Here is a 24,451-nt window from a genome sequence, read left to right as displayed (position 1 = left end):
AACCCTGTGATTATCACACTTTCCGGAATTTAAAGCTGGGTCCAGTTCGTTTATCAGTAAAAAATGAATAATTATGATTTGTATATGTATAAAAATTCTATTACGGTATATTGTTAACGTGTTGACGAAAACGGCATTTTCATACTATAATATACCTTAATTTAGTTACTGCATGAAAGATATATTGCAGGAGAGGCGGGAGCTTATGAAGCGTATGTCGTGTGAAAACGGAGAAGCTGGTATTTACATAATTGACCAGAATTACAAGATTGTATATCTCAATGATATGGCAAAATTATATTATCCGAATTTACAGGTAGGAATGTACTGCTATCAGGGAATAGGGGTAAAATCGGCTCCCTGTACGGACTGTCCCTGGCTGGAGGAGACCAGCAGTCCTGTAATTTTTTATAATATGGATTCTCAGGTCTGGATGGCTGTAACATCCGGTCTGATTGACTGGCCGGGCAGTGGAAGCTGCAGACTTATCATGTCCCGGCCTGTGAATGAAAAGAGTAAAAATTTATTCTATCATCTTACCGAATCTACGGTATATGACGGATTGATTGAACTGAATTTGTTTGCGAATACTTATAAGGTCCTGTTTCATGATGACGAAAAGCTGGAGCTGTCTCCTTTAGCGGGCCGGCTGGATCAGATTCTCAAGGAAGCATTGAATATTATGGTTCATCCGGAAGAAAGGCAGAGATTTGAGGAATTTTGGGATATTTCCTCAATGGCTGACCGGCTAAATGAGAGCGGAAGGGTATTAAAGGGTGAGTTTCGAAAAAAGACTCCAGGGGACGGTTATTGCTGGATTAACCTGATACTGGTTCTTTTCCGCTGCGGTGAAGATCAGGATACCATCATTATGTGTTATATCCAGGACATTGATGAGAGAAAGAAAAAGGATGAAGAAGAGGAAAAGCGGCTCAGAGAGATAAGAGAAGAGACGGATTCCATGACCGGTCTTTATCGCTATGGGCCGTTTTTTGATAAGGCTGGCCAGCTGCTTAGGCAAACTGACTGCACCGGGTTTTTTATGGTCGCCATTGATATTGAGCATTTTAAACTTTTTAATGAATGGTATGGGGAAGAAGAAGGGGACCGTTTCTTAATACGAATCGGTGATTACTTAAAAGAGATTCAGAAATTTTATACATCTGTTGCCGGCTATATGGGCGGAGATGATTTTGTTATTCTCATTCCTGATGAGTTATCCGTGCTGGAGGAACTGGAGGATGTAATAAACATATATGCCAAGCAGTATGGCGGCAACGCAGGGTTTATGCCCGCTTTTGGCGTATACCGCGTGGAGGATTTAAGCCTTCCGGTCAGTATGATGTATGACCGGGCGGCCATAGCACTTAATTCTGTTAAAGGGAATTATACAAAGCGGGTGGGCTGGTATGATCCGGGAATGAAGCGCAAGATGGAAAGTGATCAGGTTCTGCTTTCAGAGATTCAGCGTGCTCTTGAGAAAAAGGAATTCATATTTTATGCCCAGCCACAGTGCAATATGCTGACTGGCAAGATTATCGGTCTGGAATCCTTAGTCCGGTGGAAGCACCCAAAGAGAGGTCTTATAGCCCCCGGGGAGTTTATTCCGCTGTTGGAACACAACGGTTTTATTACATATCTGGACGTGTATATCTGGGAGCTTGTGTGCAAACAGCTAAGTGCCTGGAAGAAAGCAGGCCGAAGGCCGATCCCCATATCTGTCAACATGTCACGCATGGATATCTATGCCATTGACGTGGTGGAAAAGTTCAGACAGCTGGTAAGCCGTTATGACATAGATCCGAAATATCTGGAAATTGAGATTACGGAAAGTGCATATGCAGAAGATTACGATTTGATCCGGAAAGTGGTGGAGGATTTGCGCAGGGCCGGCTTCCCTGTGTTTATGGATGATTTTGGCAGCGGATATTCCTCTTTAAACATGTTAAAAGATGTGAATGTGGATGTTATCAAGATTGATACCAAATTCCTGGATATGAATGAAAACAGCAAAGGCAGAGGAATGGGAATTTTGGAGACCATTGTCCGGATGGCCAGAGTCATGCAGTTAAAGGTCATTGCAGAGGGTGTGGAAGAAAAGGAACAGGTGGATTTCCTCATCAACATCGGATGTATTTACGGACAAGGCTTTTATTACCACGAACCACTTCCTGTGGAAGTAATGGAAAAGCTTCTGGAGGAAGATAACAATTTAGATTACCGTGGGATCCAGGCACGGCAGTTAAAGCAGTTAAAACTGGAAGATTTATTTAATGAGAATATCATCAGTGAAGCCATGCTCAATAATATGCTTGGTGCCATCGCCTTATATGAGATCTTTGAGGATCGTTGCGAGATTCTTCGGGTAAATGAGGAATATTACCGGATAACCGGAGACAATCCCATTGATATGGAAGAGCGGAAACGGTACGTGTTAAACAAAGTTTACAGAGACGACATGGACTGGGTGTTAAATATTTTTGAAGAAGCCTACAAAAACCCACTGCAGGGAGCAGAAGGTACATTCCGGCGCTACCGCAACAGCGGAGAACTGATGTGGGTGCATCTGCGTGTATTCTTCTTACGGGAACAGGATGACCACCGCCTTTACTATGGGGCGGTAAGTGACGCAACAGAGCAGATGGAACAGAGGCAGAAGCTGAAAGATTCCCAGAACATGCTAAGAGATGTATTGCAAATTGCAGGAAAGAACATCTCATTTAATAACATTGCAGAAGAGAATCAATGGGCTGCAAGTGCAATTTTTGCCCAGATGGCACCAGGAGGCCTGATCGGAGTTTACTGTGAAAAGGAACTTCCTTTATATTTTGCCAATAATGAGATGCTTCGTATTCTCAATTATGACTCCTATGAGGAATTTGCCAGGGATACGAATGGGCTAGGTCGAAATCTCCTGCATCCGGAAGATTTAAATATGATACAGGGACATATGCTGCGTTTTATGACACCAGGGATGGAATATAACTTCCGCCACCGCATGAAGAAAAGAGATGGAACCTGGCTGTGGATGACAGCAAAAGGCAGGGTAGTACAGGCAGAAGACGGAAGATTTGCAATTGTAAGTGCCTGTATGGATATAAACGATACGGTACTGGCACAGAAGAGGCTTCAGGAAGCCAACAGAACCCTTCGTTTTAAGAATGATGAGCTGGAGTTTTTAAGCTCCGGAATGCTTGGAGGGTATTACCGCTGCAGAAAATCAGAGGATATGGAGTTTTTGTATACCAGTCCGCGCTTCCTTGAAATACTTGGCTACAGCAGTGAGGATCTGGGTGAACTGTTCCAGAACCGGCTTTTAAACATGATACACCCGGGTGATAGGGAAAAAATAAGACTCATGACGGAGACTGTAAGTCCGGCTGAGAGCTTAAAAGGCGTGGAGTACCGGATCCTGACACGCAATGGTTACAAATGGATTCTCTGCCATTCCAGATTATCGGTAAAATCCGGGGACAGCTTTTTTTATGGAGTTATGATGGATATTGAGGAGCTGGGTGAACTGTACAGCCAGGTGGAAGAGTGCAGAACTCCGATGCTGCCTGGAGGTGTAAGATTTTTCCAGAACCGTGAGGCTGCAGTAGGAAGAATGCAGAATTATCTGTCCCGCCACAGATTTTTAACTTCAGGTCTTATGCTGTTCTCGTTCAATCATGATAACATAGATTCTGCCTTGATGGAGTCGGTAAGACCGTCGTTTCTTGAACAGGCATTGTTCATGAAGCGGTTTTTCAGAGAAGAAGACATCATATGCCTTGACGGGGAGTATGAGATTTTGATTTTGTGCCGTAATATCAGAGAAGAAGATATGATCGTAAAATGCAGGCGAATATTAAAGGAATTAAGATATCAGATGATGAGCCGGGTGTCAAAGATGCTGCTGCCTGTAAGGGCAGGGCTGACGGTGATCCGGGTTCAGGATGAAGACTTCGATGAATGTTACGAAAGAGTCAGGGCTTCCCTGAGGAAAACAGATTTAAGTACCGATCAGGAATTGTAAATTAAGAATAGACCTCCATTTTTATATGTGTTATAATCCACGTAAACCATTTCAGGATAAAGGAAGGATTGATGATATGATAGCAGACAAGATGAGACCCCTTGTAGAAAACAATTCCGCCATCCGCGCCATGTTTGAAGAAGGAAAAAAGATGGCTGCACAATTTGGTGCAGAAAATGTTTATGATTTCAGCCTCGGTAATCCCAATGTACCTGCTCCGGAAGCAGTGAAACAGGCAATCATTGATATTATTAACGAAGAAGAATCAACGATGGTTCATGGATATATGAGCAACGCAGGCTTTGAGGATGTCAGAGAAGGCATTGCAAGCTCCATAAACCGGCGTTTCGGGACTCATTTTCGTGGAGACAATCTCCTTATGACTGTAGGTGCAGCCAGCGGTTTGAATGTGATTCTAAAAACTATTCTGGATCCTGGTGACGAAGTAATTGTATTTGCTCCCTATTTTATGGAATATGGTTCTTACGTACGCAATTATGACGGCGTTCTTACTGTGATTCCGCCCAATACAGAAACATTTCAGCCAAACCTTATGGAATTGGAATGCGCAATAACGAAGAAAACCAAGGCTGTGATTATAAATACTCCAAATAATCCCACAGGGGTGGTTTATTCTTCAGAGACCCTTAGGGAGATCGGAGAGATTCTGGAACGAAAAGAGAAAGAATATGGTATATCCATTCTTTTAATTTCAGATGAGCCTTACCGGGAACTGGCCTATGACGGTGTTAAGGTTCCCTATGTGACGCTGTTTTACCGGAATACAGTCGTCTGCTATTCATACAGTAAATCATTGTCTCTTCCAGGGGAGAGAATCGGATACCTGGTAATTCCGGATGAAGTGGAGGATTCTAAGGCTGTGATTGCAGCAGCATCCATCTCCAACCGTGTACTCGGCTGTGTCAATGCCCCGTCGCTGATGCAGAGAGTAATTCTGCGCTGCGTGGATGAAAAGGTAAACTTGTCTGCTTACAACAGAAACCGGGAACTATTATACAACAGCCTGAGAGAATATGGTTTTCAGTGTATTAAACCGGAAGGTGCATTTTATCTGTTCATAAAAACTCCTGAGGATGACCGGAAGTTCTGTGAACGTTGTAAAAAGCATCGTGTTCTTTTGGTTCAGGGAAGTGCCTTTGCCTGTCCCGGCTATGCGCGGATTGCTTATTGCGTATCCTATGAGCAGATTGAGCGCTCTCTGCCGGCCTTTAAACAGATTGCCCGGGAATACGGGCTGACAGCCGGTGAGGAGGACTTAAGATGAAACCATGGCAGACAAATATACGCAGAGTGACACCTTATGTTCCGGGAGAGCAGCCCAAGGGAGAACATCTGATTAAACTGAATACCAACGAGAATCCATATCCTCCCTCCCCTTTCGTTAAAAAGGCCATGGATGAGATGGATTACGGGCTGTTTCGAAAATATCCGGATCCGGCATCCTCTGTTCTGACAGAGGCTCTTTGTGAATATTATCAGATTGGGGAAGATGAGATTTTTGTGGGGGTTGGTTCCGATGATGTGATAGCCATGGCGTTTCTGACTTTTTTTAATTCGCAAAAACCGGTCCTGTTTCCCGATGTGACCTATTCTTTTTATGAGGTATGGGCAGAGCTTTTTCAGATTCCCTATACAACACCTGCACTAGATAAGGACTTCCTTATTAATAAACAAGATTATTACCGGGAAAATGGGGGTATCATATTCCCAAACCCCAATGCGCCCACAGGCGTATTGATGCCATTAAGTGAAGTAGAAGATATTATCGCCCATAATCAGGAATCGGTTGTGATTGTAGATGAGGCTTATATCGACTTTGGTGGAGTCAGTGCGGCAGGGCTGATAAAAAAGTATGAAAATCTTCTTGTAGTTCAGACGTTCAGTAAATCCCGCTCTATGGCGGGAATGCGCATCGGCTATGCCATGGGTAACCGGGAACTGATTCGTGCGTTAAATGATGTGAAATATTCTTATAATTCCTATACCATGAATATGCCTTCCCAGATTTTGGGAGCAGCAGCGGTAAAGGATGACCGTTATTTTAAAGAGACTCTGGATAAAATCATTTCAACAAGGGAGAGTGCGAAGGAACGCCTCAGTAAACTTGGTTTTACATTTCCTGATTCCATGGCAAATTTTATTTTTGCCAGCCATAAGGAGAAGAGTGCAGAGGAGATTTACCTGGCTTTAAAGGAAAAGCAGATCTTTGTCCGTTATTTTAAACAGCCCAGGCTGGATTCGTATTTAAGGATTACCATAGGGACAGATGAAGAGATGAAACAGCTTTATGATTTCCTGGAGAAATTTCTAACATAAAGGTATGGGCTTTTTGGGGTATGGTAAAGGCAGGAGATAAGCATGGATACGGTTAAAAAATATTGCAGGATCATATTAAATATTATAATCCCTATTGTTTTCTTTTATTTCATCTGTGTGTGGGGACCCAGATTACTGAATTTTTTTCTGCCATTCGTAATCGGATGGGTGATTTCAGTAATCGCAAACCCGCTGGTACGTCTGCTGGAAAAACGACTGAGGATTGTGAGAAAGCACAGTTCTGTACTGATTGTGGTAGCAGTACTGGCTTTGATTATTGCGGCTTTTTATTTTCTTATAACCAAGCTGATTTCTGAAGCAGCAGGATTTGTAAAGGACATCCCTTTTTACTATGATTCAGCCTGGGTTGAGGTTCAGAAGATCCTTTTGGCTGCGGAAGATCTGCTGCGCTTTCTTCCTGACGGAATTCAGAGTTCCGTTAATTTGTTTATCACACATATCGGAGAATATTTAAATGTAATGGTGCAGAAAATTGCATCGCCCACATTTATGGCTGCAGGAAATGTAGTAAAAAGCATTCCGGCAGCACTGGTTTACATCGTAGTAACCATATTTTCTTCTTATATCTTTATTGTGGACCGGGATAAGATTCTTACCTTTCTGAGACGGTATCTGCCAAGGGGATTTTCAAGATATTACGATTATCTGAAAAAAGACGTAAAGCATCTGGTGGGAGGTTATTTCCTGGCTCAGTTTAAAATCATGTTTGTCATCGCAGGTGTTTTGGCAGCCGGTTTCCTGGTTCTGGGAGTGAAGTATGCGCTTTTAATAGCAGTGATTATTGCACTGCTGGATTTCCTTCCGATACTTGGAACAGGAACCATCCTGATTCCATGGGCCATTCTTCGGATTGTTTCCGGTGAATATGCCTTTGGAGTGGGGCTGATTGTGATTTACGTTCTGACTCTGGTTTTAAGGCAGATTATACAGCCAAAGATCGTTGGAGATACCATGGGGCTGGACCCGCTGATGACATTATTATTCTTGTATCTGGGCTTTAAAATAAGTGGGATCGCAGGCATGATTCTGGCTGTTCCTATCGGTATGCTGCTGATTAATCTATATAAATTCGGTGCATTTGACCGGTTTCTGTATAGCTTAAAAACCCTGATCCACGATCTTGATGCATTCCGAAAAGAGGATGAAACAGATAAAAAGAAGTAATTGGAGGAAACAATGAAAAAAAACATAAGATTTCGGATTGCCGCGTATCTGGTTGCCTGTCTTATGGCTTCTGAGGCATTTGCAACCCCTTTAGATGGCTTTTCAGCACAAGCCTGGAAATTGGAAAACGGACAATACATCGATGCATCCGGGAATGTTATAACAGGTGCTTTAAAAAAAGGAATAACCGTAACGAAATACCAGAACAGACAGAATGAGGCCAATGGAGGAATCGACTGGAAGCGGGTAGCGGAGGATGGAGTTTCGTTTGCCATGGTGCGGATTGGTTACCTCAATGATATGGACCCTTATTTTAAGGAAAATATGAAGCATGCATCGGAAAACGGGATCAGAACCGGTGTGTTTTTCTATTCCCAGGCTCTTGATACCCAGACTGCAGTGGAAGAAGCTAAGTATGTGCTGCGCCAGATCAGGGATTACCGGATCTCTTACCCCATTGCTTATGACGTAGAATCACAGTATCTTCTTGATAATAAGCTGACCAGACAGCAGATTACGGATAACATTAATGCATTCTGCAAGACAATTGCAGATGCCGGTTACCGCCCAATGGTTTACGCAAACAATAAATGGCTGTCTTTTCATATAGATATGAGCCAGATTCCCTATGATGTCTGGTATGCCAGATACGGAACTGTTAATGATTGCCAGAACAGAACCATCTGGCAGTGCACGGACAAGGGAAGGGTGGAAGGCATTGAAGGTGATGTTACTATTGAATTGTCTTTTGCAGACTACGATTCTCTTATTCCCGGGGATGGCTTTAAAACCATTGACGGTGAGCGGTATTACATGAAAAACTTTGAAAAACAAACCGGCTGGATTCAGGCAGATGGAAAATGGTATTATCTTGATCCGGACGGTAAAGTGATTCATGATCAGACGATGGTGATCGACGGAGTCTCCTATACGTTCGATTCCAAAGGAGAAATTACAAATCAGACAAAATAACGGAGTTATCAGTGAAAACAGAAAACGATTTAAATTCAGATCATATAAAAGGGCTGGTATGGAGGCTTGCGGTTCCCTCCATGCTGGCTCAATTTGTCAGTGTTTTATATAGCATTGTAGACCGCATGTATATAGGGAACATCCCTGAGATTGGGGAATCTGCTCTGGCAGGAGTTGGAATCTGCGGTCCGGTTGTAACCCTGATTTCTTCTGTAGCTTTTTTAGTGGGTGCAGGAGGCGCTCCCCTTATGAGTATCCGGCTGGGAGAAAAAAATAAGAGGGCAGCCAGTCAGATTCTTGCCAATTGTTTTATGTTTTTACTGGTCTTTTCACTCTTCATTATGACGGGATCATTCTTGCTTAAGGACCGTATTCTCCTGTGGTTCGGTGCAGGTGAAACCATATTCCCTTATGCAGACCAATACCTGTCCATATATCTTGCAGGAACCGTATTTACGCTGCTTTGTACAGGTCTGAATCCATTTATTGTATGTCAGGGATATTCTAAAACAGGGATGAAGGCGGTGCTGTGGGGAGCCATAAGCAATATTATCCTGGATCCTCTGTTTATCTTCGGGCTCGGACTGGGGGTAAAAGGAGCTGCCATTGCAACTGTAATATCCCAGCTCATTTCCTGTATTTATGTACTCCGGTTCCTTTTTGGAAAAGTGTTGCCGGTAACGATTGCCTTTGAGGGCTATGACCTGGAAGTTATAAAGAGAATTCTTACGCTTGGCCTTTCTCCCTTTCTTATTATTGCATTTGACAATGTGCTGATTATATCACTGAATAAGGTAATCATGCATTATGGCGGGGAGGGCAGCGCAGAGAGACTTTTAACCTGTATGACCATTGTACAGAGTTTCATGCTGATGGTAACCATGCCCCTGGGCGGCATTACAACAGGAACCCAGACAATCCTTGGCTATAACCTGGGTGCGGGCAGACCGGAGAAGATCAGGCAGGCAGAGCGTTGTATTGCGCTTCTTGCGATTGGATTTACGTCTGTCATGTTCCTGTTTGCCCATACGGTTCCCCAGTTTTTTGTACATATTTTCACACAAGACCAATCCTATGTGGCTGAAACTGTCCGTGGAATAAAGATTTATACCATGGGAATTATCCCGCTGGCACTTCAGTATGTAATTGTAGATGGATTTACAGGTATGGGAGCTGCAAAAGCAGCAATTTCCCTGTCTATGTTCCGAAAAACGATTTTCCTTCTTGGGGCAGCAGCCCTGCCCGCATGGCTGGGTGTCAGTTATGTTTTTTATACGGAACCCATATCAGATTTTATCAGCGTAACTGTGTCCATGCTGGTATTTACAAAATCATTCGGGCGAATTATTAATAACAGGACAGAATTTATTGACATATGACCAAAATGATTCTATGATATCCTTAAGAGCGATTGAATAATAAACAGGAGGTTACGCTATGAAGATTGCGGTTACTTATGACAGAGGAGATGTTTTTCAGCATTTTGGACAAACCACACAGTTTAAAATCTATGAGGTGGAAGATAAAAAAGTGGTATCACAGGAAATCACAGATACCAACGGAGATGGACATGGTGCTCTGGCAGGCTTTTTGACTAATCTGGGTGTAAAAACTCTGATCTGCGGAGGCATTGGCGCAGGAGCAAGAAATGCTTTATCTGATGCAGGTATTAAACTATATCCTGGAGTAGAAGGGAATGCAGATGAGGCAGTGAATTCTCTGCTGTCAGGAAATCTTAAGTTTGATCCGGATACTCTTTGCGATCATCATCATGAGGGAAGCGAAGAGCATGAATGCGGCAATCATGGAGAGTCCTGCGGACACTAGTTCTATAATTGAAAAAAGACAGAGATGGTAATGCATCCGTATCAGCCGTAACAGGTCTGAACGGATGCATTTTATATTGTCAGGAACCGGTGGACTGGTAGTGTCTCAACCCTAAATTCCATAATAGGAATGCTGGGATCAGAAACAGAGCACAGCACAGCGGCAGCAATAGATACCAGGAATTATCTGATTTACCTGTGAGATATAGCAGGGGATAATACTGGAACAAGGCAAAGGGTACCAGATAAGTGCAGATAAAAAGCACATTTTTACCATAAATACCAATGGGATATTTCCCGTATTCCCTTGCTCCGTCTGTAAATACATTCATAAATTCCAGCCCTTCCAGGGTAAAAAAGCATAAGCATGCAAAAATTAAGTAGATGGCAGCAAAGACACAGATTCCTCCAAGAATCATGAGCACTACAAGGAGGCAGCGGAGTGGAGTCCAGACTATGGAGCTGGAAGAAACCCCATAAACCAGCATGACAACAGCCTGAAGAAGGCGGCCGAAGCGGGTTAATTCGATCTTGCTGCACAGAACCAGAAAGAGGCTGTTTATTGGCCGGAGGAGAATACGGTCAAACTCTCCGTTTCCAATAATGGTCTCAAAGGTATCCAGACTCCGGAATATGGTTTCTGCCAGTGTGAAGGCCATTAAAGTTATGGAAAAGCAAAGCAGCACTTCACTGTAAGAAAAGCCCTTTACCTGGTGGAAGCGGGTCATCATAAAGTAAACGCCTAAAAAGATATTAAAGGAGATTAAAAACTGTCCCGTTAAAGTCATGAAAAATGAAACCTTGTGCTGCATCATGCTTTTTAAGTGCATGAGAAAAAAATTAACGTAAAGCCTGATTAAATTCATGAAATCCTCCTTTCAGCCTCCCTGTATGACAATTCGTTTCAGTGCCCGTTTTTCCATAAAACTTCCGATGAGCACAAATGCAAGCAGCCAGAATACCTGTTTTATTAAGCTGCTGTACAGATCAGGTCCTGCTAAATCACCGCCAAAGATCCTGAAAGGCACATTCTGTGCAGAAGCGAAGGGCAGAAGTTCCACTATTATCCGTACCTGTCCGGGAAGAAAGGGAATGGGTATGACAGCGCCGCCTAAAAATTCCGCTAAAGAGGTGATGACCAGTTTCATACCCTGTGAGGATACGGTGTAAAACGCGGACATATATACAATCATGTTGAAAGCCACGATGAGCAGCAGTCCCAGTGTCATGGACAAAAGAGTGATTCCCCAGGTTGTCATATCCCCTGGCAGCGTAAGCCCGTAGGGAGCTGGGAGAAACGAGGAGACAATGAGGATGGGCATACAGCGCAGCACTGCTTTTGAAAGGCGGACTGCCAGTCCCCTTACAAACCACATATGATAAAGGCGGACCGGCCTGCATAACTCATAGGCCACATCTCCGGTTGTAATGGAATTAAAAAGCTCCGATTCCCAGAACCAGACCATATATAATGCCAGAAATGCCTGCTGAAGCCACACATACGTGGAAAGTGCTTCAAAGGTCATGGGGAAGCTTTCCGGAGACGCTTCATAGAAGGCTTTAAATAAAAGGATTTCCATAGCTCCCCATACAAACTGTGTCACCATGCCGGACAGAGCGGCAGTGCGGTACTGAAGTCCCCTGATAAAACGAATGCGGAAAAAAGACCAGTATTTTTTCATCCTGCCCTCCTATATGTGAAATTCCCGGTAAAGGGATGCAACAATCTCATCTAAGGTGGCACATGGTGGTTCACAGCGGGATTTTAAATCTGAAAGAGTTCCGTCCAAAAGCAGCCGTCCTTTTCCGATCAGCAAAACCCTGTCTGCAAGGGCGTCGATGTCCTGCATATCGTGAGTGGTAAGAAGAACCGTGGTTTTATGGATCCGGTTTAATTTTCTGATAAAATCCCGGACTGCAAGCTTGGAAACTGCATCAAGTCCAATGGTGGGCTCATCAAGAAAGAGGATCTTCGGGGTATGGAGAAGAGATGCTGCAATTTCACAGCGCATGCGCTGCCCCAGTGAAAGCTGTCTTGCAGGAGTCTTTATGATCTCTTCTAAAGCAAGAAGCTGGGTGAGTTCTTCCAGGGTAATTAAGTATTGGTGTCTGGGGATGTCGTAGATGTCGCGGAGCAGTTCAAAGGAATCAATAACAGGAACGTCCCACCATAGCTGGGTACGCTGCCCGAACACGACGCCGATGTCCTTTACGTGTTCCTTCCGGTCTTTCCATGGAATCCGGCCATTGATCTGGCAGGTTCCGCTGTCCGGTGTCAGAATTCCGCTAAGAATTTTTATAGTGGAGCTTTTCCCGGCTCCATTGGGACCGATATAACCTACCATCTCTCCGTCTCCTATGTGAAAGGAGATGTCTGAAAGAGCATGGACCGTGTCGGTCTCCTTGTGAAAAAGCGCCTTTACCGCATTGGAAAATCCGGCACTTCTTCTTGCGACTTTAAAAGTCTTGTTCATGTGTTCCACTTGAATCATATAAATTCCTCCTGGCAGTAATATTTGTGAACGTGTCATTCCTGCAGCGGGCAGCTCCTGCCTTAAAGGTAGGTGGTCTGTCATAACTGGTCAGAACGTCCTAATATCTTTCCAAGCGGTCAGTGCAGGCAAAAATGCCAGCACAGCTCTCCGGAATAATGTTCCGGGGACTCTACCGTGGTATCAATATTCTCTTTTCCTGAATTTGAGATGTGTGTTTAGATGTGGAAAAGGACTTATATTCTATCATTGCAGGAAAAAACTGTCAATAGCCTGTCAAAAGGTACTTGACAAATGATATAAAGATGATAATATAAACATATGAACAGATATTCATATAATAATATATAAGGAGGTTCCAGATGGCAGAAGAAGAGAAACGGGTCATTCAGGATGGTGAGTTTGACCAGTGTGATTTTATCTGCGTTCATGAGAATGTTGTGAATCAGGTCCTGAAAGCCATGCCCAAAGAGCAGCAGCTGATGGATCTTGCTGATTTTTTTAAAATATTCGGAGATCCCACAAGAGTCAGAATTCTCTATGTTCTCAGCCAGTCACAGATGTGTGTCTGTGATATTGCAAATCTGCTGCAGATGGGGCAATCGGCGATTTCCCACCAGCTCAGGATATTAAAGCAGATGCGCCTGGTAAAGTTTAAAAGAGAAGGAAAGACGGTTTTCTATTCTCTGGCAGACGGTCATATAGAGACCATCCTGGCTCAGGGTATGGAACACATCAGCGAGTAATAAATCAGCCATTTAAAATAAAAGGAGAAGATGAAAATGAAAAAGATAATTAAATTAGAGGGTCTTTGCTGTGCAAACTGTGCGGCTAAAATTGAAGATGAGGTGAAAAAATTAAGTGGCGTCGAACATGCGTCATTAAGCTTTATGACTCAGAGATTAACCATGGAAGTGGAAGAGGAAAGAGTGGATGAGATTATAGAAGCAGCCAGAAAAACAGCAAATAAAATTGAGCCGGAAGCTGATTTCAAAGTTCTTCGGTAAGCAAAAGGAGCAGTTATGACAAAAAAACAGAAAATTATGGGAATCCGGCTGTTCATCAGTGCGCTGTTTTTTGCTCTTGCCATGGCATTGGAGGGAAGCGTATACGGGTATTGGATCTTATTTATTATCTCTTATCTTGCTGCAGGCTATGATATTCCCTTAAGAGCACTGAGAAATATAAGAAACGGCCAGTTTTTTGATGAAAATTTTCTGATGTCTGTGGCCACCTTCGGAGCCATTGGAATCGGTGCACTGGAAGAAGCTGTCGGCGTTATGCTGTTTTATCAGGTGGGTGAATTATTTAATGATTATGCAGTGAACAGATCGAGAAAATCCATAACAGATCTTATGGATATAAATCCGGAATACGCGAATCTGCTTCGCGATGGAACGGAGGAAAAGGTTGATCCCTATGAAGTGGCCGTTGATGACATCATTATAGTAAAGCCGGGTGAGAAGGTGCCGCTTGACGGAATTGTGGTAAAAGGCAGCAGCAGCCTTGATACCAAGGCTCTGACCGGTGAATCCATGCCTGTGGAGATTAAGGAACAGGAACCGGTTATCAGTGGTTCCATCAATTTAAATGGTGTTCTGGAGGTTCGGGTAACCAGACTGTTTGATGATTCTACCGTAGCCAAAATTCTGGAGCTGGTGGAAAATGCCAGTTCCAGGAAAGCCAGGGCTGAGAATTTCATCACCAGATTTGCTCGGATCTATACTCCTGTTGTCGTAGTGCTTGCTCTTTTGCTTGCCGTGATTCCGCCGCTTTTTACCGGAGACTGGGGAACCTGGATTTACCGTGCATGCAGCTTTTTAGTTGTATCCTGTCCCTGCGCTCTGGTAATATCCGTACCACTTAGCTTCTTTGGAGGATTGGGAGCTGCTTCCGGCCAGGGTATACTTTTAAAGGGCAGCAACTATCTGGAAGCAATGGCTGATCTTGATACAGTGGTATTTGATAAAACAGGAACACTGACTACAGGAAAATTCCAGGTTACCAGTGTGGATCCTCTGACAGGAACGAAGGAGGAGCTTCTTGAACTGGCTGCATATGGGGAGTTTCATTCCAACCACCCAATTGCCCAATCTGTAAAAGAAGCTTATAAGAAACCACTGGATCAGTCAAAAGTAGGTGAAGCGAAAGAGCTTGCAGGACTTGGAGTAAAAACAACCGTTTCTGTACAGAATATGGAACGAGAACTTTATATCGGGAATGCAAGACTCATGGAGCAGCAGAAAATCACGGTAAGCGGAAGCGATCCGGCAGAAGGAACAACGCTTTATATAGCAGACGGGAACACGTATCTTGGTTCTGTGACTATTTCAGATACAATCAGGGAAGACGTGCCTGACGCACTGAAGGGCTTAAGGGCAGCAGGAGTGAAAAAGCTTGTGATGCTTACCGGAGATAAACCGGAAGTAGGAAAGCTTGTAGGTGAGAAGCTTGGGCTTGATGAGGTACATGGTGGTCTTCTTCCTGGCGATAAGGTAGGAAAAGTGGAAGAGCTGCTGGCTAAGAAGCATAAAGATGCAGCGCTGGCATTTGTGGGAGACGGAATCAACGATGCACCGGTTCTTGCCCGTGCAGATGTGGGTATTGCCATGGGTCAGATCGGATCCGATGCAGCTGTTGAAGCCGCTGATGTGGTAATCATGACTGACGAGCTTACCCGGCTGGTTGATACCATACGGATTGCCAGAAAAACCGTTGCCATTGTAAAACAGAATATTATTTTTGCCATAGGCGTGAAGGTGCTGATCTTAATTCTGTCGGCAGCAGGCCTGGCCACAATGTGGGCGGCTGTTTTCGGTGATGTAGGTGTATCCGTACTTGCTATTTTAAATGCGGTCCGGGCACTCCGTTATCAGAACAAAAGTTAAAAAACATTGACAAATTTTTTTCCAGCTGTTATATTTTACACATATGACGGGGTGGTGCGAAGATGGTCCATTGTAGTGAGGCTGTGTTTGCCCACCCTTTTTTCTGGTATTATTTTCTGAAGGAACGACCGTTCCCCATAGAGCAGAGACGCTCCGCAAGGATCGCATAAGTGGCGGAGAGTCCCGATATAGCCGGGGCTCTTTATTCAATCATGAGAAAAGGAGAGTGTTTTATGAGCAAGTATAGCAAAGAAGATATTTTCCGCATTGTGGAAGAAGAAGATGTGGAATTTATCCGTCTTCAGTTTACGGATATATTCGGCATGCTGAAAAATGTGGCAATCACAAAGAATATGTTGGGAAAGGCGCTGGAAAACCGCTGTATGTTTGACGGTTCTTCCATTGAAGGCTTTGTAAGAAGCGAAGAATCTGATATGTATCTGTATCCGGATCTGGATACCTTTGAGATATTTCCATGGCGTCCCCAGCAGGGCAAGGTTGCAAGGCTGATGTGTGATGTCCATTGTCCCGACCAGACTCCTTTTGAAGGAGATCCCAGGTTTGTACTTAAAAAGGTGTTGAAAAAAGCAAGTGATATGGGTTATGTTTTTCATGCAGGTCCGGAATGCGAATTCTTTCTTTTCCATATGGATGAAGAGGGACTTCCTACGACTGAAACCCATGAAATGGCCGGTTATTTCGATGTGGCTCCCATTGACCAGGCGGAGAATGTCCGCAGAGATATGATTCTCACTCTGGAAGAGATGGGATTTATGATTGAAGCATCTCATCACGAGATTGCGCCGGGCCAGCATGAGATTGATTTTCAGTATGCGGAAGGTATGGTGACAGCCGACAATATAATGACATTTAAGATGGCAGTGAAGGCCATTGCCAAGCGCCATGGACTTCACGCTACTTTTATGCCCAAACCAAAAGCGGGAGTCAATGGTTCCGGAATGCACATTAATATGTCCCTTTCGGATCTGGCAGGCAGAAATATGTTTGAAGACAAGGATGATGAGCTGGGGTTAAGCCAGACCGCATATCAGTTTATGGCAGGGATCCTTTACCATATGAAGGGTATGGCAATATTAACCAATCCTCTGGTTAATTCCTATAAACGTCTGATGCCCGGTTATGATGCCCCGGTTTATATCGCATGGTCTGCCAAGTCAAACCGCAGCTCTCTTATTAAAATCCCCTGCGCAAGAGGGGAAAGTACGCGTATTGAACTGCGCAGTCCTGACTCGGCAGTCAACCCTTATCTGGCTCTTGCCGCCTGTCTGGCAGCAGGTCTTGACGGAATTGAAAAGAAGATGACTCCGCCTGAGAATGTGGACTTCAACGGAGGTTCCATGTCTGTGGAGGAGATGGCTTTAAAAGGAATTGAACAGCTTCCGGAAACACTGGGTGAGGCGATTGAGGCATTCCGTAAGGATGCGTTTATGAAGGAAGTACTGGGCGAACACATTCATACCAAATATTTAGAAGCCAAGGATGCCGAATGGAGGATGTTCCGTGCACAGGTAACAGACTGGGAAGTGGAAGAATACTTATACAAGTATTAATAGTTCCTGTACCCTGATACTGTTATCTGGAGGTGAGAGTGTTTGACCAATGTGATTGTAGCATTTTCAAAGGCTGAGGATGCGAAAAATATAAAGAATATATTGATGAAGAACGGTTTTACGGTCTCGGCAGTCTGCACCTCGGGTGCCCAGGCAGTAAACAGCGCGGATGAACTGGGCGGCGGAATTGTAGTCTGCGGCGGCAGATTTGCAGATATGGTGTATCAGGAGATTTATGATTGTCTTCCGAATGGAATGAGGATGCTTTTAGTCGCATCTCCCAGTCAGTGGAGCGGCAGAGCACCGGATGATATAGTCTGTCTTGGGCTGCCGTTAAAGGTTCAGGATCTTTTAAGCACTCTGGAGATGATGATGGAGTCCATGGCAAAAAGGCGGAAAAAATTAAAGAGCCAGCCAAAGGAGAGAAGCAGCGAAGAACTGGAACTGATCAAACAGGCGAAAGAATTGTTGATGGAGCGGAATCATATGACAGAATCGGAAGCACACCGGTATATTCAAAAATGCAGCATGGACAGCGGCACCAACATGGTGGAAACCGCCCAGATGATTATGAGTCTTATTGATATTTAATAGTGGGGGAGTAAGATGAAATTTACTAAAATGCAAGGAATCGGAAACGATTATGTTTATATTAACTGCTTTGAAGAAGCAGTGGAAGATCCTGCACAGCTTTCTATAAAAGTCAGTGACCGTCATTTTGGAATCGGATCAGACGGGCTGATCCTGATCTGCCCATCCAGGGTGGCGGACTGCCGTATGCGTATGTTTAATGCAGACGGGTCAGAAAGTTCCATGTGCGGGAACGGGATCCGCTGCGTGGGAAAATATGTGTTTGATCATCATCTGGTAGACAAGACGGAATTTGATGTGGAAACAGGAGCTGGAATCAAACATTTAAAAGTGACAGAGGAGAATGGTAAAGCAATTCTCTTAACGGTTGATATGGGAATCCCGGAAGTAACCAGCCAGATCCCGGAGCCGATCTGTGTTGATGGAACGGATTATGAATTTATCGGTATTTCTATGGGCAATCCTCATGCGGTTTACTATATGGATGATATTGACAGTCTGGATTTAGAATCCATTGGGCCTGGTTTTGAGAATCATGAGCGTTTTCCGGAGCGTACCAATTCTGAATTTATAGAGGTCATCAGTCCGGAGCACATTCGTATGCGAGTGTGGGAGAGAGGCAGTGGGGAGACGTGGGCGTGCGGAACCGGAGCATGCGCCAGCGCAGTCGCTTCGGCACTTTGCGGACGTACCGGCAATACGGTTTTAGTATCTTTAAAAGGCGGAAACTTAACCATTCACTGGGACAGAGAGGGTAGCGGTCATGTATTTATGACAGGTCCTGCTGTGGAAGTGTTTGAGGGAGAGTTTGACATAAATAATTTTTAAAATCAGGAGGAACTTATGCTTAAGATCAATGAAAACTACTTAAAATTACCTGGAAGTTATCTTTTTTCCACGATTGCAAAAAAGGTAAATGCTTATACAGAGGCAAATCCAGATAAAAAGGTGATTCGTCTTGGAATCGGTGACGTAACACAACCCATTGCGCCGGCTATTATTGAAGAGCTTCACGGAGCGGTTGACGAGATGGGAAAGGCTGAAACATTTCATGGATATGCACCGGATCTTGGTTATGGTTTTTTAAGAGAACTCATAGCCGGCGAGGATTACATTGCAAGAGGATGCCAGATATCGGCGGATGAGATTTTTGTATCCGACGGAGCAAAGAGTGACTGCGGAAATATTCAGGAGATCTTTGATCAAAACTGTAAAATTGCTGTTTGTGATCCGGTATATCCGGTTTATGTGGATTCCAATGTCATGGCAGGAAGAACCGGCGAATATGATGAAGAGACAGGAAAGTGGAGCAATGTCATTTACATGCCATGCACAGCTGAGAATCAGTTTGTTCCCCAGCTGCCTGAGGAGACTCCGGATCTTATTTACTTATGTGTTCCCAATAATCCAACAGGAACCACTCTTACCAGAGACCAGTTAAAGGTATGGGTGGATTATGCCAATAAAACAGGAGCGGTTATTCTTTACGATGCGGCCTATGAAGCTTATATTGCTCAGGATGATGTACCTCACACCATATTTGAGATCGAGGGTGCCAGAACCTGTGCCATCGAGTTCCGTTCCTTCTCAAAGAATGCCGGCTTTACCGGTGTGCGTCTTGGCTTTACCGTAATTCCCAAATCTCTGGAACGGGGCGGAGTCAAACTTCACTCCTTATGGGCAAGACGTCATGGAACAAAGTTTAACGGAGCACCCTATATCATTCAGAAAGCGGCAACAGCGGTTTATTCCAAAGAGGGGAAGGCTCAGTTAAAAGAGCAGGTCGCTTACTACATGAGAAATGCAAGGGTGATTTATGACGGCTTAAAAGGAGCAGGCTGTGAAGTCTACGGCGGTGTAAATGCTCCCTATATCTGGTTAAAGGTGCCGGAAGGCATGACTTCCTGGGATTTCTTTGACCGTCTGTTAGAGGAAGCCAGCGTTGTGGGAACTCCTGGAAGTGGTTTTGGTCCCAGCGGGGAAGGGTACTTCCGGCTTACTGCATTCGGAACCTATGAAAATACAGTGGAAGCCATTGAACGGATTAAAAATATGCCATCCTTAATAAAATAAACGTTGACAAGTATTTAATAATTGGTTATGATATTGATAAGAAAAGATTAATAAGATTTAAGCTTAATTTGTTAGAACAAAAGCGTTCAGTACTTTAGAGGTACTGGCGCTTTTTTTAATTCAAGGAGGAAGATATGGACGATATTGATAAGAAAATAGTGCAGACACTGCAGAAGAACGCCCGGGCATCTTTAAAGAACATAGCAGAAAATACCTTTTTGTCTTCGCCTGCTGTTTCCTCCAGAATTGAAAAGCTGGAGCGGGAAAAAATCATTACCGGATATCACGCATCTGTGGATCCAATGAAGCTGGGATATCACATCATTGCGTTTGTGAATCTGGATGTTTTACCGGTAGATAAAATTCAGTTTTATTCCTATATGGATTCCATACCTAATGTTTTGGAATGCAATTGTGTTACAGGAGATTTTTCCATGCTGATTAAGGTGGCGTTTCAGAGCACCATGGAACTGGATATTTTCATCGGACAGCTTCAGAAGTACGGAAAGACCAGCACCCAGATCGTTTTTTCTACTCCTGTTGGACCAAGAGGTGTGGATGTGATGGCGGAATTAGGAGAAAATGCATAAATCATGGTCTGAAACATGGTACGGAGAACACTTCTTTTACATACGTTATAGAATAGAGGTATGTGAAAGGAGTTTTTCTTTTGGCTGAGAGAAAGATCGTGGTAATAGATGCCGGTCACGGCGGTGCGGACCCGGGTGCAGAATATACTGGGCGGCAGGAAAAAAATGATAACTTAAAACTTGCGCTTGCTGTTGGGAAAATCCTTGCAGAAAACGGAGTTGATGTCAGGTATACAAGAACTGACGATACCTATAATACACCCCTGGAAAAAGCTATGATGGCCAATGATGCAGAAGCAGATCTATTCGTCTCCATTCATCGGAATGCCATGCCGGTTCCTGGCACCGGATCCGGTGTTGAGACCCTTGTTTTTGAAAATAAGGGCGTAGAGGGAATGCTGGCAAAAAATATCGGAGATGGTCTTGGTTCTGTGGGATTTACCAATTTAGGAACGGTGGAACGCCCGGGGCTGGTAGTGCTTAGAAGAACGAAGGTTCCTTCCGTATTGGTGGAGGCTGGATTTATAGATAACGAGGAAGACAATTATATTTTTGACGATCATTTTCAGGAGATCGCACAGGCAATTGCCGATGGTATTTTAAATACCATAAAGCAGCAGGAGGAAAGTCAGACCGAGTATTATCAGATACAGACGGGTGCGTTCCGGGTGCGTTCTTTAGCAGAGAATCAGACCAATATATTGAAATCCCAGGGATTTCCGGCTTTTGTAGTTTATGAAGACGGTTTATACAAGGTTCGTGTAGGCGCATTCCGAAATATGGACAATGCTGTAAAGATGGAGCAGGCTCTCAGACAGCTGGGGCATAACACATTTATGGTAAAACGCCCCGCTGTGTATTGAGTCTGATAAGCGGCCGGAGGGTGCAGGTAAGCAGGCAGCTTCCGGCCGTTTCTTATTTTGACTTGACAAAAGGTCTTATTATATCGTATGGTCTTAATCAGAATGAGTACAGAGGAGAGAATTATGATTAAGGCAGTAATATTTGACATGGATGGTGTTATTATTGACAGTGAAGTAGTCTATCTGGAATATCAGCTGGAATTTGCAAGAACGAAAAATCCCAATGTAGTTCTTAAGGATCTGTTTCCCATGGTTGGTGCTACCAGCCAGGACTGCTGGGAGGTATTGGAGAGAGCGGTTTCCAACGGACAAACCTGGGAGGAACTGAGAATGGAATTCCGGCAGAAAAACATCTATGATGAGATCGATTACCGCAGTATTTACCGCCCGGAGGTAACAGATACATTAATGCAGCTGAAACAGGCCGGTTACCGTCTTGCCCTGGCTTCTTCCACCCATCTGGAGCTGGTGGAGCGGGTTCTTAAGGAAAATGGAATCCGGGATTATTTTGAGGCAGTGGTCAGCGGTGAGCAGTTTAAAAGGAGCAAACCGGATCCGGAAATCTATTTATATACAGCTAAGCAGTTAAACTTAAGCCCCGGGGAATGTCTGGCTGTGGAAGACTCCACCATCGGAATCACGGCTGCACACAGAGCGGGAGTTGTGACTGCTGCAGTTATAGATACAAGATTTGGATTAGATCAGAGTCTTGCAGATTATAAGCTGAATCAGGTAAAAGATGTGTTAGAAGCGGTGAAATTGGCATAGGATTGGATATACGGATTAATGCAGGAGGAATTGCTTGAAGTATATCGGTGAGCTTCTAAAAGGTGTTATTATAGGTGTGGCAAATATACTGCCGGGCATCAGCGGAGGAGTACTGGCCATTACAATGGGAGTCTATGACCAGATCATCCATGCGGTAAACCGGCTGTTTAAGGAGCCGGTAAAAAGTATACGGCTCCTTCTTCCTTACGGAATCGGTGCATTTGCAGGAATTATTTTTTTGTCACTGGTATTTGAATATCTGTTTCATACATATCCCCTTCAGACGAAGCTTTCATTTCTGGGGCTGATCGGAGGAGGTCTACCGGCTCTGGGCCGTAAAGCTTTTACCGGTAAGTACAATGATTTATGGAAAGGACTTGTGACTGCCGGTGTTACCTGCGGGATCGTGATTGTAATTACCTGGGCGGCAGAGTCGGTGATTGCTTCTGGCGGCAACGGAGAGGGCTTTATAATGGCTTCAGGAGCACAATATCTTTCATCTGGCAGATACTGGGTGGTAACTCTGTTCGCAGTGGGCCTTCTGGCAGCTGCTACCATGATTGTGCCGGGAGTAAGCGGGTCAATGATTATGATGATGCTTGGCTTTTATGAACCGGTGCTGCAGACCAATAATGCATGCATCAGGGCGGCAGGTGCTCTTGATTTTAACGGTCTGATTCAAAATGGGATGGTTCTGCTTCCGTATTTTCTTGGAATGCTGACAGGTATACTATTATTTGCCCGGGTTGTGGAAGGGCTATTGAACCGTTATGAGCACCAGATGTACCGGGTCATTATAGGGCTGGTGATTTCCTCTCCATTTGTAATTTTATGGGATGTGCCCTGGAAAGACGTGGAGATTTATGAACTGCTGGGAGGAATTGCACTGGCACTCTTAGGCTATGTTGCCGCAGATCTGCTGGGAGGTGAGGGCTGAGTGTCAGCCTGAGATAAAACAGAGGGATATGCGGTCTGATACAAATTATGTATCGGACCGCATATCCCTTTTAAACGTTAAGAATATTCAGCAATTCTGGTGATGCCCACATAAATATTTGAGATCTTATACCAGGTTGCAAAATCAATAACTCCTGTGACTGGGAGGTTGAAGATTGACTGGAACTGGCGGACAGCCTCTGCTGTATTTTCCCCATAAACCCCATCCGCTGTTATTCTGGGAATTCTGGTATAAACGCCGGCAATGGTATCAAGCTGTTCCTGTACCTGGCGGACCTTGTCACCCGAAGCTCCCACAGACAATTCATATCCAGGGTAGGAAGAGGGAACCCCCGAGACCTGCTCAGCAGTGTTGATGTACATGTTGCTTCCGTAATAATAGCGGAGAATATCAATGGCAGTATAGCCCTGTTCGCCTAAAGTATTGCTTCCCCATTGTGACATCCATCTTGGACAAGTCACCCGGTTGCCGTCGCAGTATTGGGTCAGAATTGGCTGTTTGATGCCGGGTCTGGATAAGTAACTGTTAAAGATTTCGTCTACAACCTGGGAAATGCTTTCGTAAATATTTCTGCCGTAGATCCATTTATGGTCAAAGGCGGTAGAGGAAGTAATGGTGAAGTCATAACCCTGATTCCGGTACCATTCGGTATAAACCCGGTTTAAGGTAAAACTCATGATAGCCAGAACATTGGCAATGATAGTTTCTCTGGGCCAGGTAGCATAAATTTCACTGGAAGCAACATTTTTAATATAATCGCCATAGGGGACATAATAATTGGTGGCTGTCGGATCTGTTGGGACACCGTCATGGACAATAATTGTCTGGGGAACGACTACCCGGCTTAATACAATCTCGCCGGTTTCTGCAATTGGTTTTACCTCAGCTTCCGCAATTTTAGGAGGATAATCGCCATATAGAGTGTGCTCCCCAATGGTAATTGGGGTAACGGGTGTTATCGCGTCCTGAATGGGAGTCATTTTGACCGGCTGAATGGCTTCCGTCTCAGCAAGGATCTGCGTTCCGTCTATGGCGACGGGTTCAAAGCCCTGGGCAGTGATATACAGAGTATATTCTGAATATGGCTGCACCAGTCCAGGGGATAAGCTTAAGCCTACAGGAGGAGCGGCAAGTTTGACGTTTGCGGACTGACCGGAACTGTCGGTGGTTACCTTTTCGATGATGCTGTTTGGATCTCCTGTGTAGGTGATGGAAATTTCTGCGTCCTGAATGGGATAGTTATTTTCTGAGGAAACCACATCTACCTGAAGTGAGCCGGTTTCAGCTGTTTCCTGGGCAGTGGTCATATATGGATTCAT

General features: G+C 44.3%; 22 protein-coding genes. 18 read left to right on the top strand and 4 right to left on the bottom strand.

Features of this window, described 5'->3' with window-relative positions; translation table 11 throughout:
- Nucleotides 1–205: 205 nt before the first annotated feature.
- The 7 genes from CRO04_RS08020 (at nt 206) to CRO04_RS07990 (ending at nt 10,339) form a co-directional block, all read left to right on the top strand.
- The gene (locus CRO04_RS08020; RefSeq protein ID WP_097003714.1) at nt 206–4,018 is read left to right on the top strand and encodes an EAL domain-containing protein; all 3,813 of its coding nucleotides are present in this window, start codon (nt 206–208) and stop codon (nt 4,016–4,018) included.
- Between the two features lie 76 nt (nt 4,019–4,094).
- On the top strand, nt 4,095–5,303 hold the full coding sequence (locus CRO04_RS08015; protein WP_097003713.1) for a pyridoxal phosphate-dependent aminotransferase: 1,209 nt from the start codon (nt 4,095–4,097) through the stop codon (nt 5,301–5,303).
- Complete coding sequence (hisC, locus tag CRO04_RS08010) at nt 5,300–6,355, top strand: histidinol-phosphate transaminase (RefSeq protein WP_097003712.1); 1,056 nt, start codon at nt 5,300–5,302, stop codon at nt 6,353–6,355. The genes CRO04_RS08015 and hisC overlap by 4 nt, the downstream gene beginning before the upstream one ends.
- A gap of 42 nt (nt 6,356–6,397) precedes the next feature.
- A complete protein-coding gene (gene ytvI, locus CRO04_RS08005; protein WP_097003711.1) occupies nt 6,398–7,540 on the top strand; it encodes a sporulation integral membrane protein YtvI in 1,143 nt (380 codons plus the stop codon).
- A gap of 12 nt (nt 7,541–7,552) precedes the next feature.
- Nucleotides 7,553–8,512 (top strand): glycoside hydrolase family 25 protein, encoded by a 960-nt coding sequence (locus CRO04_RS08000; protein WP_097003710.1) that lies wholly within the window; start codon nt 7,553–7,555, stop codon nt 8,510–8,512.
- Nucleotides 8,513–8,523: 11 nt separating this feature from the next.
- Nucleotides 8,524–9,891, top strand: coding sequence for an MATE family efflux transporter (locus CRO04_RS07995; RefSeq protein ID WP_097003709.1), 1,368 nt, complete (start codon nt 8,524–8,526; stop codon nt 9,889–9,891).
- A gap of 58 nt (nt 9,892–9,949) precedes the next feature.
- On the top strand, nt 9,950–10,339 hold the full coding sequence (locus CRO04_RS07990; RefSeq protein ID WP_097003708.1) for a NifB/NifX family molybdenum-iron cluster-binding protein: 390 nt from the start codon (nt 9,950–9,952) through the stop codon (nt 10,337–10,339).
- Between the two features lie 79 nt (nt 10,340–10,418).
- Here the strand turns inward: CRO04_RS07990 and CRO04_RS07985 are convergent, their stop codons facing one another.
- Genes CRO04_RS07985 through CRO04_RS07975 form a run of 3 tightly spaced genes read right to left on the bottom strand, consistent with a single transcriptional unit; the run spans nt 10,419 to nt 12,830 of the window.
- Nucleotides 10,419–11,204 (bottom strand): ABC transporter permease, encoded by a 786-nt coding sequence (locus tag CRO04_RS07985; RefSeq protein WP_097003707.1) that lies wholly within the window; start codon nt 11,202–11,204, stop codon nt 10,419–10,421.
- A gap of 12 nt (nt 11,205–11,216) precedes the next feature.
- On the bottom strand, nt 11,217–12,020 hold the full coding sequence (locus CRO04_RS07980; protein ID WP_097003706.1) for an ABC transporter permease: 804 nt from the start codon (nt 12,018–12,020) through the stop codon (nt 11,217–11,219).
- A 9-nt stretch (nt 12,021–12,029) separates the two neighbouring features.
- Nucleotides 12,030–12,830, bottom strand: a complete 801-nt coding sequence (locus tag CRO04_RS07975) for an ABC transporter ATP-binding protein (protein WP_097003705.1) — start codon at nt 12,828–12,830, stop codon at nt 12,030–12,032.
- 362 nt (nt 12,831–13,192) lie between these two features.
- On the opposite strand from CRO04_RS07975, the gene CRO04_RS07970 reads away from it, so the two are divergent.
- The 11 genes from CRO04_RS07970 (at nt 13,193) to CRO04_RS07920 (ending at nt 23,111) form a co-directional block, all read left to right on the top strand.
- Nucleotides 13,193–13,576: an ArsR/SmtB family transcription factor gene (locus CRO04_RS07970; RefSeq protein WP_097003704.1), complete on the top strand. Its 384-nt coding sequence runs from the start codon at nt 13,193–13,195 to the stop codon at nt 13,574–13,576.
- 36 nt (nt 13,577–13,612) lie between these two features.
- On the top strand, nt 13,613–13,837 hold the full coding sequence (locus tag CRO04_RS07965) for a cation transporter (protein WP_097003703.1): 225 nt from the start codon (nt 13,613–13,615) through the stop codon (nt 13,835–13,837).
- Between the two features lie 15 nt (nt 13,838–13,852).
- Complete coding sequence (locus CRO04_RS07960; protein ID WP_097003702.1) at nt 13,853–15,718, top strand: heavy metal translocating P-type ATPase; 1,866 nt, start codon at nt 13,853–13,855, stop codon at nt 15,716–15,718.
- A gap of 233 nt (nt 15,719–15,951) precedes the next feature.
- Nucleotides 15,952–17,289 carry a glutamine synthetase family protein gene (locus tag CRO04_RS07955; protein ID WP_097003701.1) on the top strand — a complete coding sequence of 446 codons (1,338 nt, stop codon included), beginning with the start codon at nt 15,952–15,954 and terminating at the stop codon, nt 17,287–17,289.
- A 42-nt stretch (nt 17,290–17,331) separates the two neighbouring features.
- Complete coding sequence (locus CRO04_RS07950) at nt 17,332–17,880, top strand: ANTAR domain-containing protein (RefSeq protein WP_097003700.1); 549 nt, start codon at nt 17,332–17,334, stop codon at nt 17,878–17,880.
- A gap of 15 nt (nt 17,881–17,895) precedes the next feature.
- The gene (gene dapF / locus CRO04_RS07945; RefSeq protein WP_097003699.1) at nt 17,896–18,708 is read left to right on the top strand and encodes a diaminopimelate epimerase; all 813 of its coding nucleotides are present in this window, start codon (nt 17,896–17,898) and stop codon (nt 18,706–18,708) included.
- Between the two features lie 15 nt (nt 18,709–18,723).
- Nucleotides 18,724–19,953, top strand: coding sequence for an LL-diaminopimelate aminotransferase (locus CRO04_RS07940; RefSeq protein ID WP_097003698.1), 1,230 nt, complete (start codon nt 18,724–18,726; stop codon nt 19,951–19,953).
- 134 nt (nt 19,954–20,087) lie between these two features.
- Nucleotides 20,088–20,543 carry an Lrp/AsnC family transcriptional regulator gene (locus CRO04_RS07935; protein WP_097003697.1) on the top strand — a complete coding sequence of 152 codons (456 nt, stop codon included), beginning with the start codon at nt 20,088–20,090 and terminating at the stop codon, nt 20,541–20,543.
- Nucleotides 20,544–20,623: 80 nt separating this feature from the next.
- Nucleotides 20,624–21,406 carry an N-acetylmuramoyl-L-alanine amidase gene (locus tag CRO04_RS07930; protein WP_097003696.1) on the top strand — a complete coding sequence of 261 codons (783 nt, stop codon included), beginning with the start codon at nt 20,624–20,626 and terminating at the stop codon, nt 21,404–21,406.
- A gap of 123 nt (nt 21,407–21,529) precedes the next feature.
- Nucleotides 21,530–22,174 carry an HAD family hydrolase gene (locus CRO04_RS07925; RefSeq protein WP_097003695.1) on the top strand — a complete coding sequence of 215 codons (645 nt, stop codon included), beginning with the start codon at nt 21,530–21,532 and terminating at the stop codon, nt 22,172–22,174.
- Between the two features lie 34 nt (nt 22,175–22,208).
- Complete coding sequence (locus CRO04_RS07920; protein ID WP_097003694.1) at nt 22,209–23,111, top strand: DUF368 domain-containing protein; 903 nt, start codon at nt 22,209–22,211, stop codon at nt 23,109–23,111.
- 77 nt (nt 23,112–23,188) lie between these two features.
- Here CRO04_RS07920 and CRO04_RS07915 read toward each other — a convergent pair whose 3' ends face one another.
- On the bottom strand, nt 23,189–24,439 hold the full coding sequence (locus CRO04_RS07915; protein WP_420323207.1) for a peptidoglycan-binding protein: 1,251 nt from the start codon (nt 24,437–24,439) through the stop codon (nt 23,189–23,191).
- Between the last annotated feature and the right edge of the window lie 12 nt (nt 24,440–24,451).

The organism is Lacrimispora amygdalina, from assembly GCF_900205965.1.
GTDB lineage: Bacteria > Bacillota > Clostridia > Lachnospirales > Lachnospiraceae > Lacrimispora > Lacrimispora amygdalina_A.
The sequence above is the reverse complement of the archived record's forward strand: the minus strand, read 5'-3'. Positions and strand labels throughout refer to the sequence as shown.

Excerpts from the sequence above, each read along its gene's own strand:
- CRO04_RS07960 (WP_097003702.1), top strand. The coding sequence starts at position 13,853 with ATGACAAAAAAACAGAAAATTATGGGAATCCGGCTGTTCATCAGTGCG.
- CRO04_RS08000 (WP_097003710.1), top strand. The coding sequence starts at position 7,553 with ATGAAAAAAAACATAAGATTTCGGATTGCCGCGTATCTGGTTGCCTGT.
- dapF (WP_097003699.1), top strand. The coding sequence starts at position 17,896 with ATGAAATTTACTAAAATGCAAGGAATCGGAAACGATTATGTTTATATT.
- CRO04_RS07985 (WP_097003707.1), bottom strand. The coding sequence starts at position 11,204 with ATGAATTTAATCAGGCTTTACGTTAATTTTTTTCTCATGCACTTAAAA.
- CRO04_RS07940 (WP_097003698.1), top strand. The coding sequence starts at position 18,724 with ATGCTTAAGATCAATGAAAACTACTTAAAATTACCTGGAAGTTATCTT.
- CRO04_RS07975 (WP_097003705.1), bottom strand. The coding sequence starts at position 12,830 with ATGATTCAAGTGGAACACATGAACAAGACTTTTAAAGTCGCAAGAAGA.
- CRO04_RS07925 (WP_097003695.1), top strand. The coding sequence starts at position 21,530 with ATGATTAAGGCAGTAATATTTGACATGGATGGTGTTATTATTGACAGT.
- CRO04_RS07935 (WP_097003697.1), top strand. The coding sequence starts at position 20,088 with ATGGACGATATTGATAAGAAAATAGTGCAGACACTGCAGAAGAACGCC.
- CRO04_RS07970 (WP_097003704.1), top strand. The coding sequence starts at position 13,193 with ATGGCAGAAGAAGAGAAACGGGTCATTCAGGATGGTGAGTTTGACCAG.
- CRO04_RS07980 (WP_097003706.1), bottom strand. The coding sequence starts at position 12,020 with ATGAAAAAATACTGGTCTTTTTTCCGCATTCGTTTTATCAGGGGACTT.
- ytvI (WP_097003711.1), top strand. The coding sequence starts at position 6,398 with ATGGATACGGTTAAAAAATATTGCAGGATCATATTAAATATTATAATC.
- CRO04_RS07955 (WP_097003701.1), top strand. The coding sequence starts at position 15,952 with ATGAGCAAGTATAGCAAAGAAGATATTTTCCGCATTGTGGAAGAAGAA.
- CRO04_RS08015 (WP_097003713.1), top strand. The coding sequence starts at position 4,095 with ATGATAGCAGACAAGATGAGACCCCTTGTAGAAAACAATTCCGCCATC.
- CRO04_RS07990 (WP_097003708.1), top strand. The coding sequence starts at position 9,950 with ATGAAGATTGCGGTTACTTATGACAGAGGAGATGTTTTTCAGCATTTT.
- CRO04_RS07915 (WP_420323207.1), bottom strand. The coding sequence starts at position 24,439 with ATGACCACTGCCCAGGAAACAGCTGAAACCGGCTCACTTCAGGTAGAT.
- CRO04_RS07965 (WP_097003703.1), top strand. The coding sequence starts at position 13,613 with ATGAAAAAGATAATTAAATTAGAGGGTCTTTGCTGTGCAAACTGTGCG.
- CRO04_RS08020 (WP_097003714.1), top strand. The coding sequence starts at position 206 with ATGAAGCGTATGTCGTGTGAAAACGGAGAAGCTGGTATTTACATAATT.
- hisC (WP_097003712.1), top strand. The coding sequence starts at position 5,300 with ATGAAACCATGGCAGACAAATATACGCAGAGTGACACCTTATGTTCCG.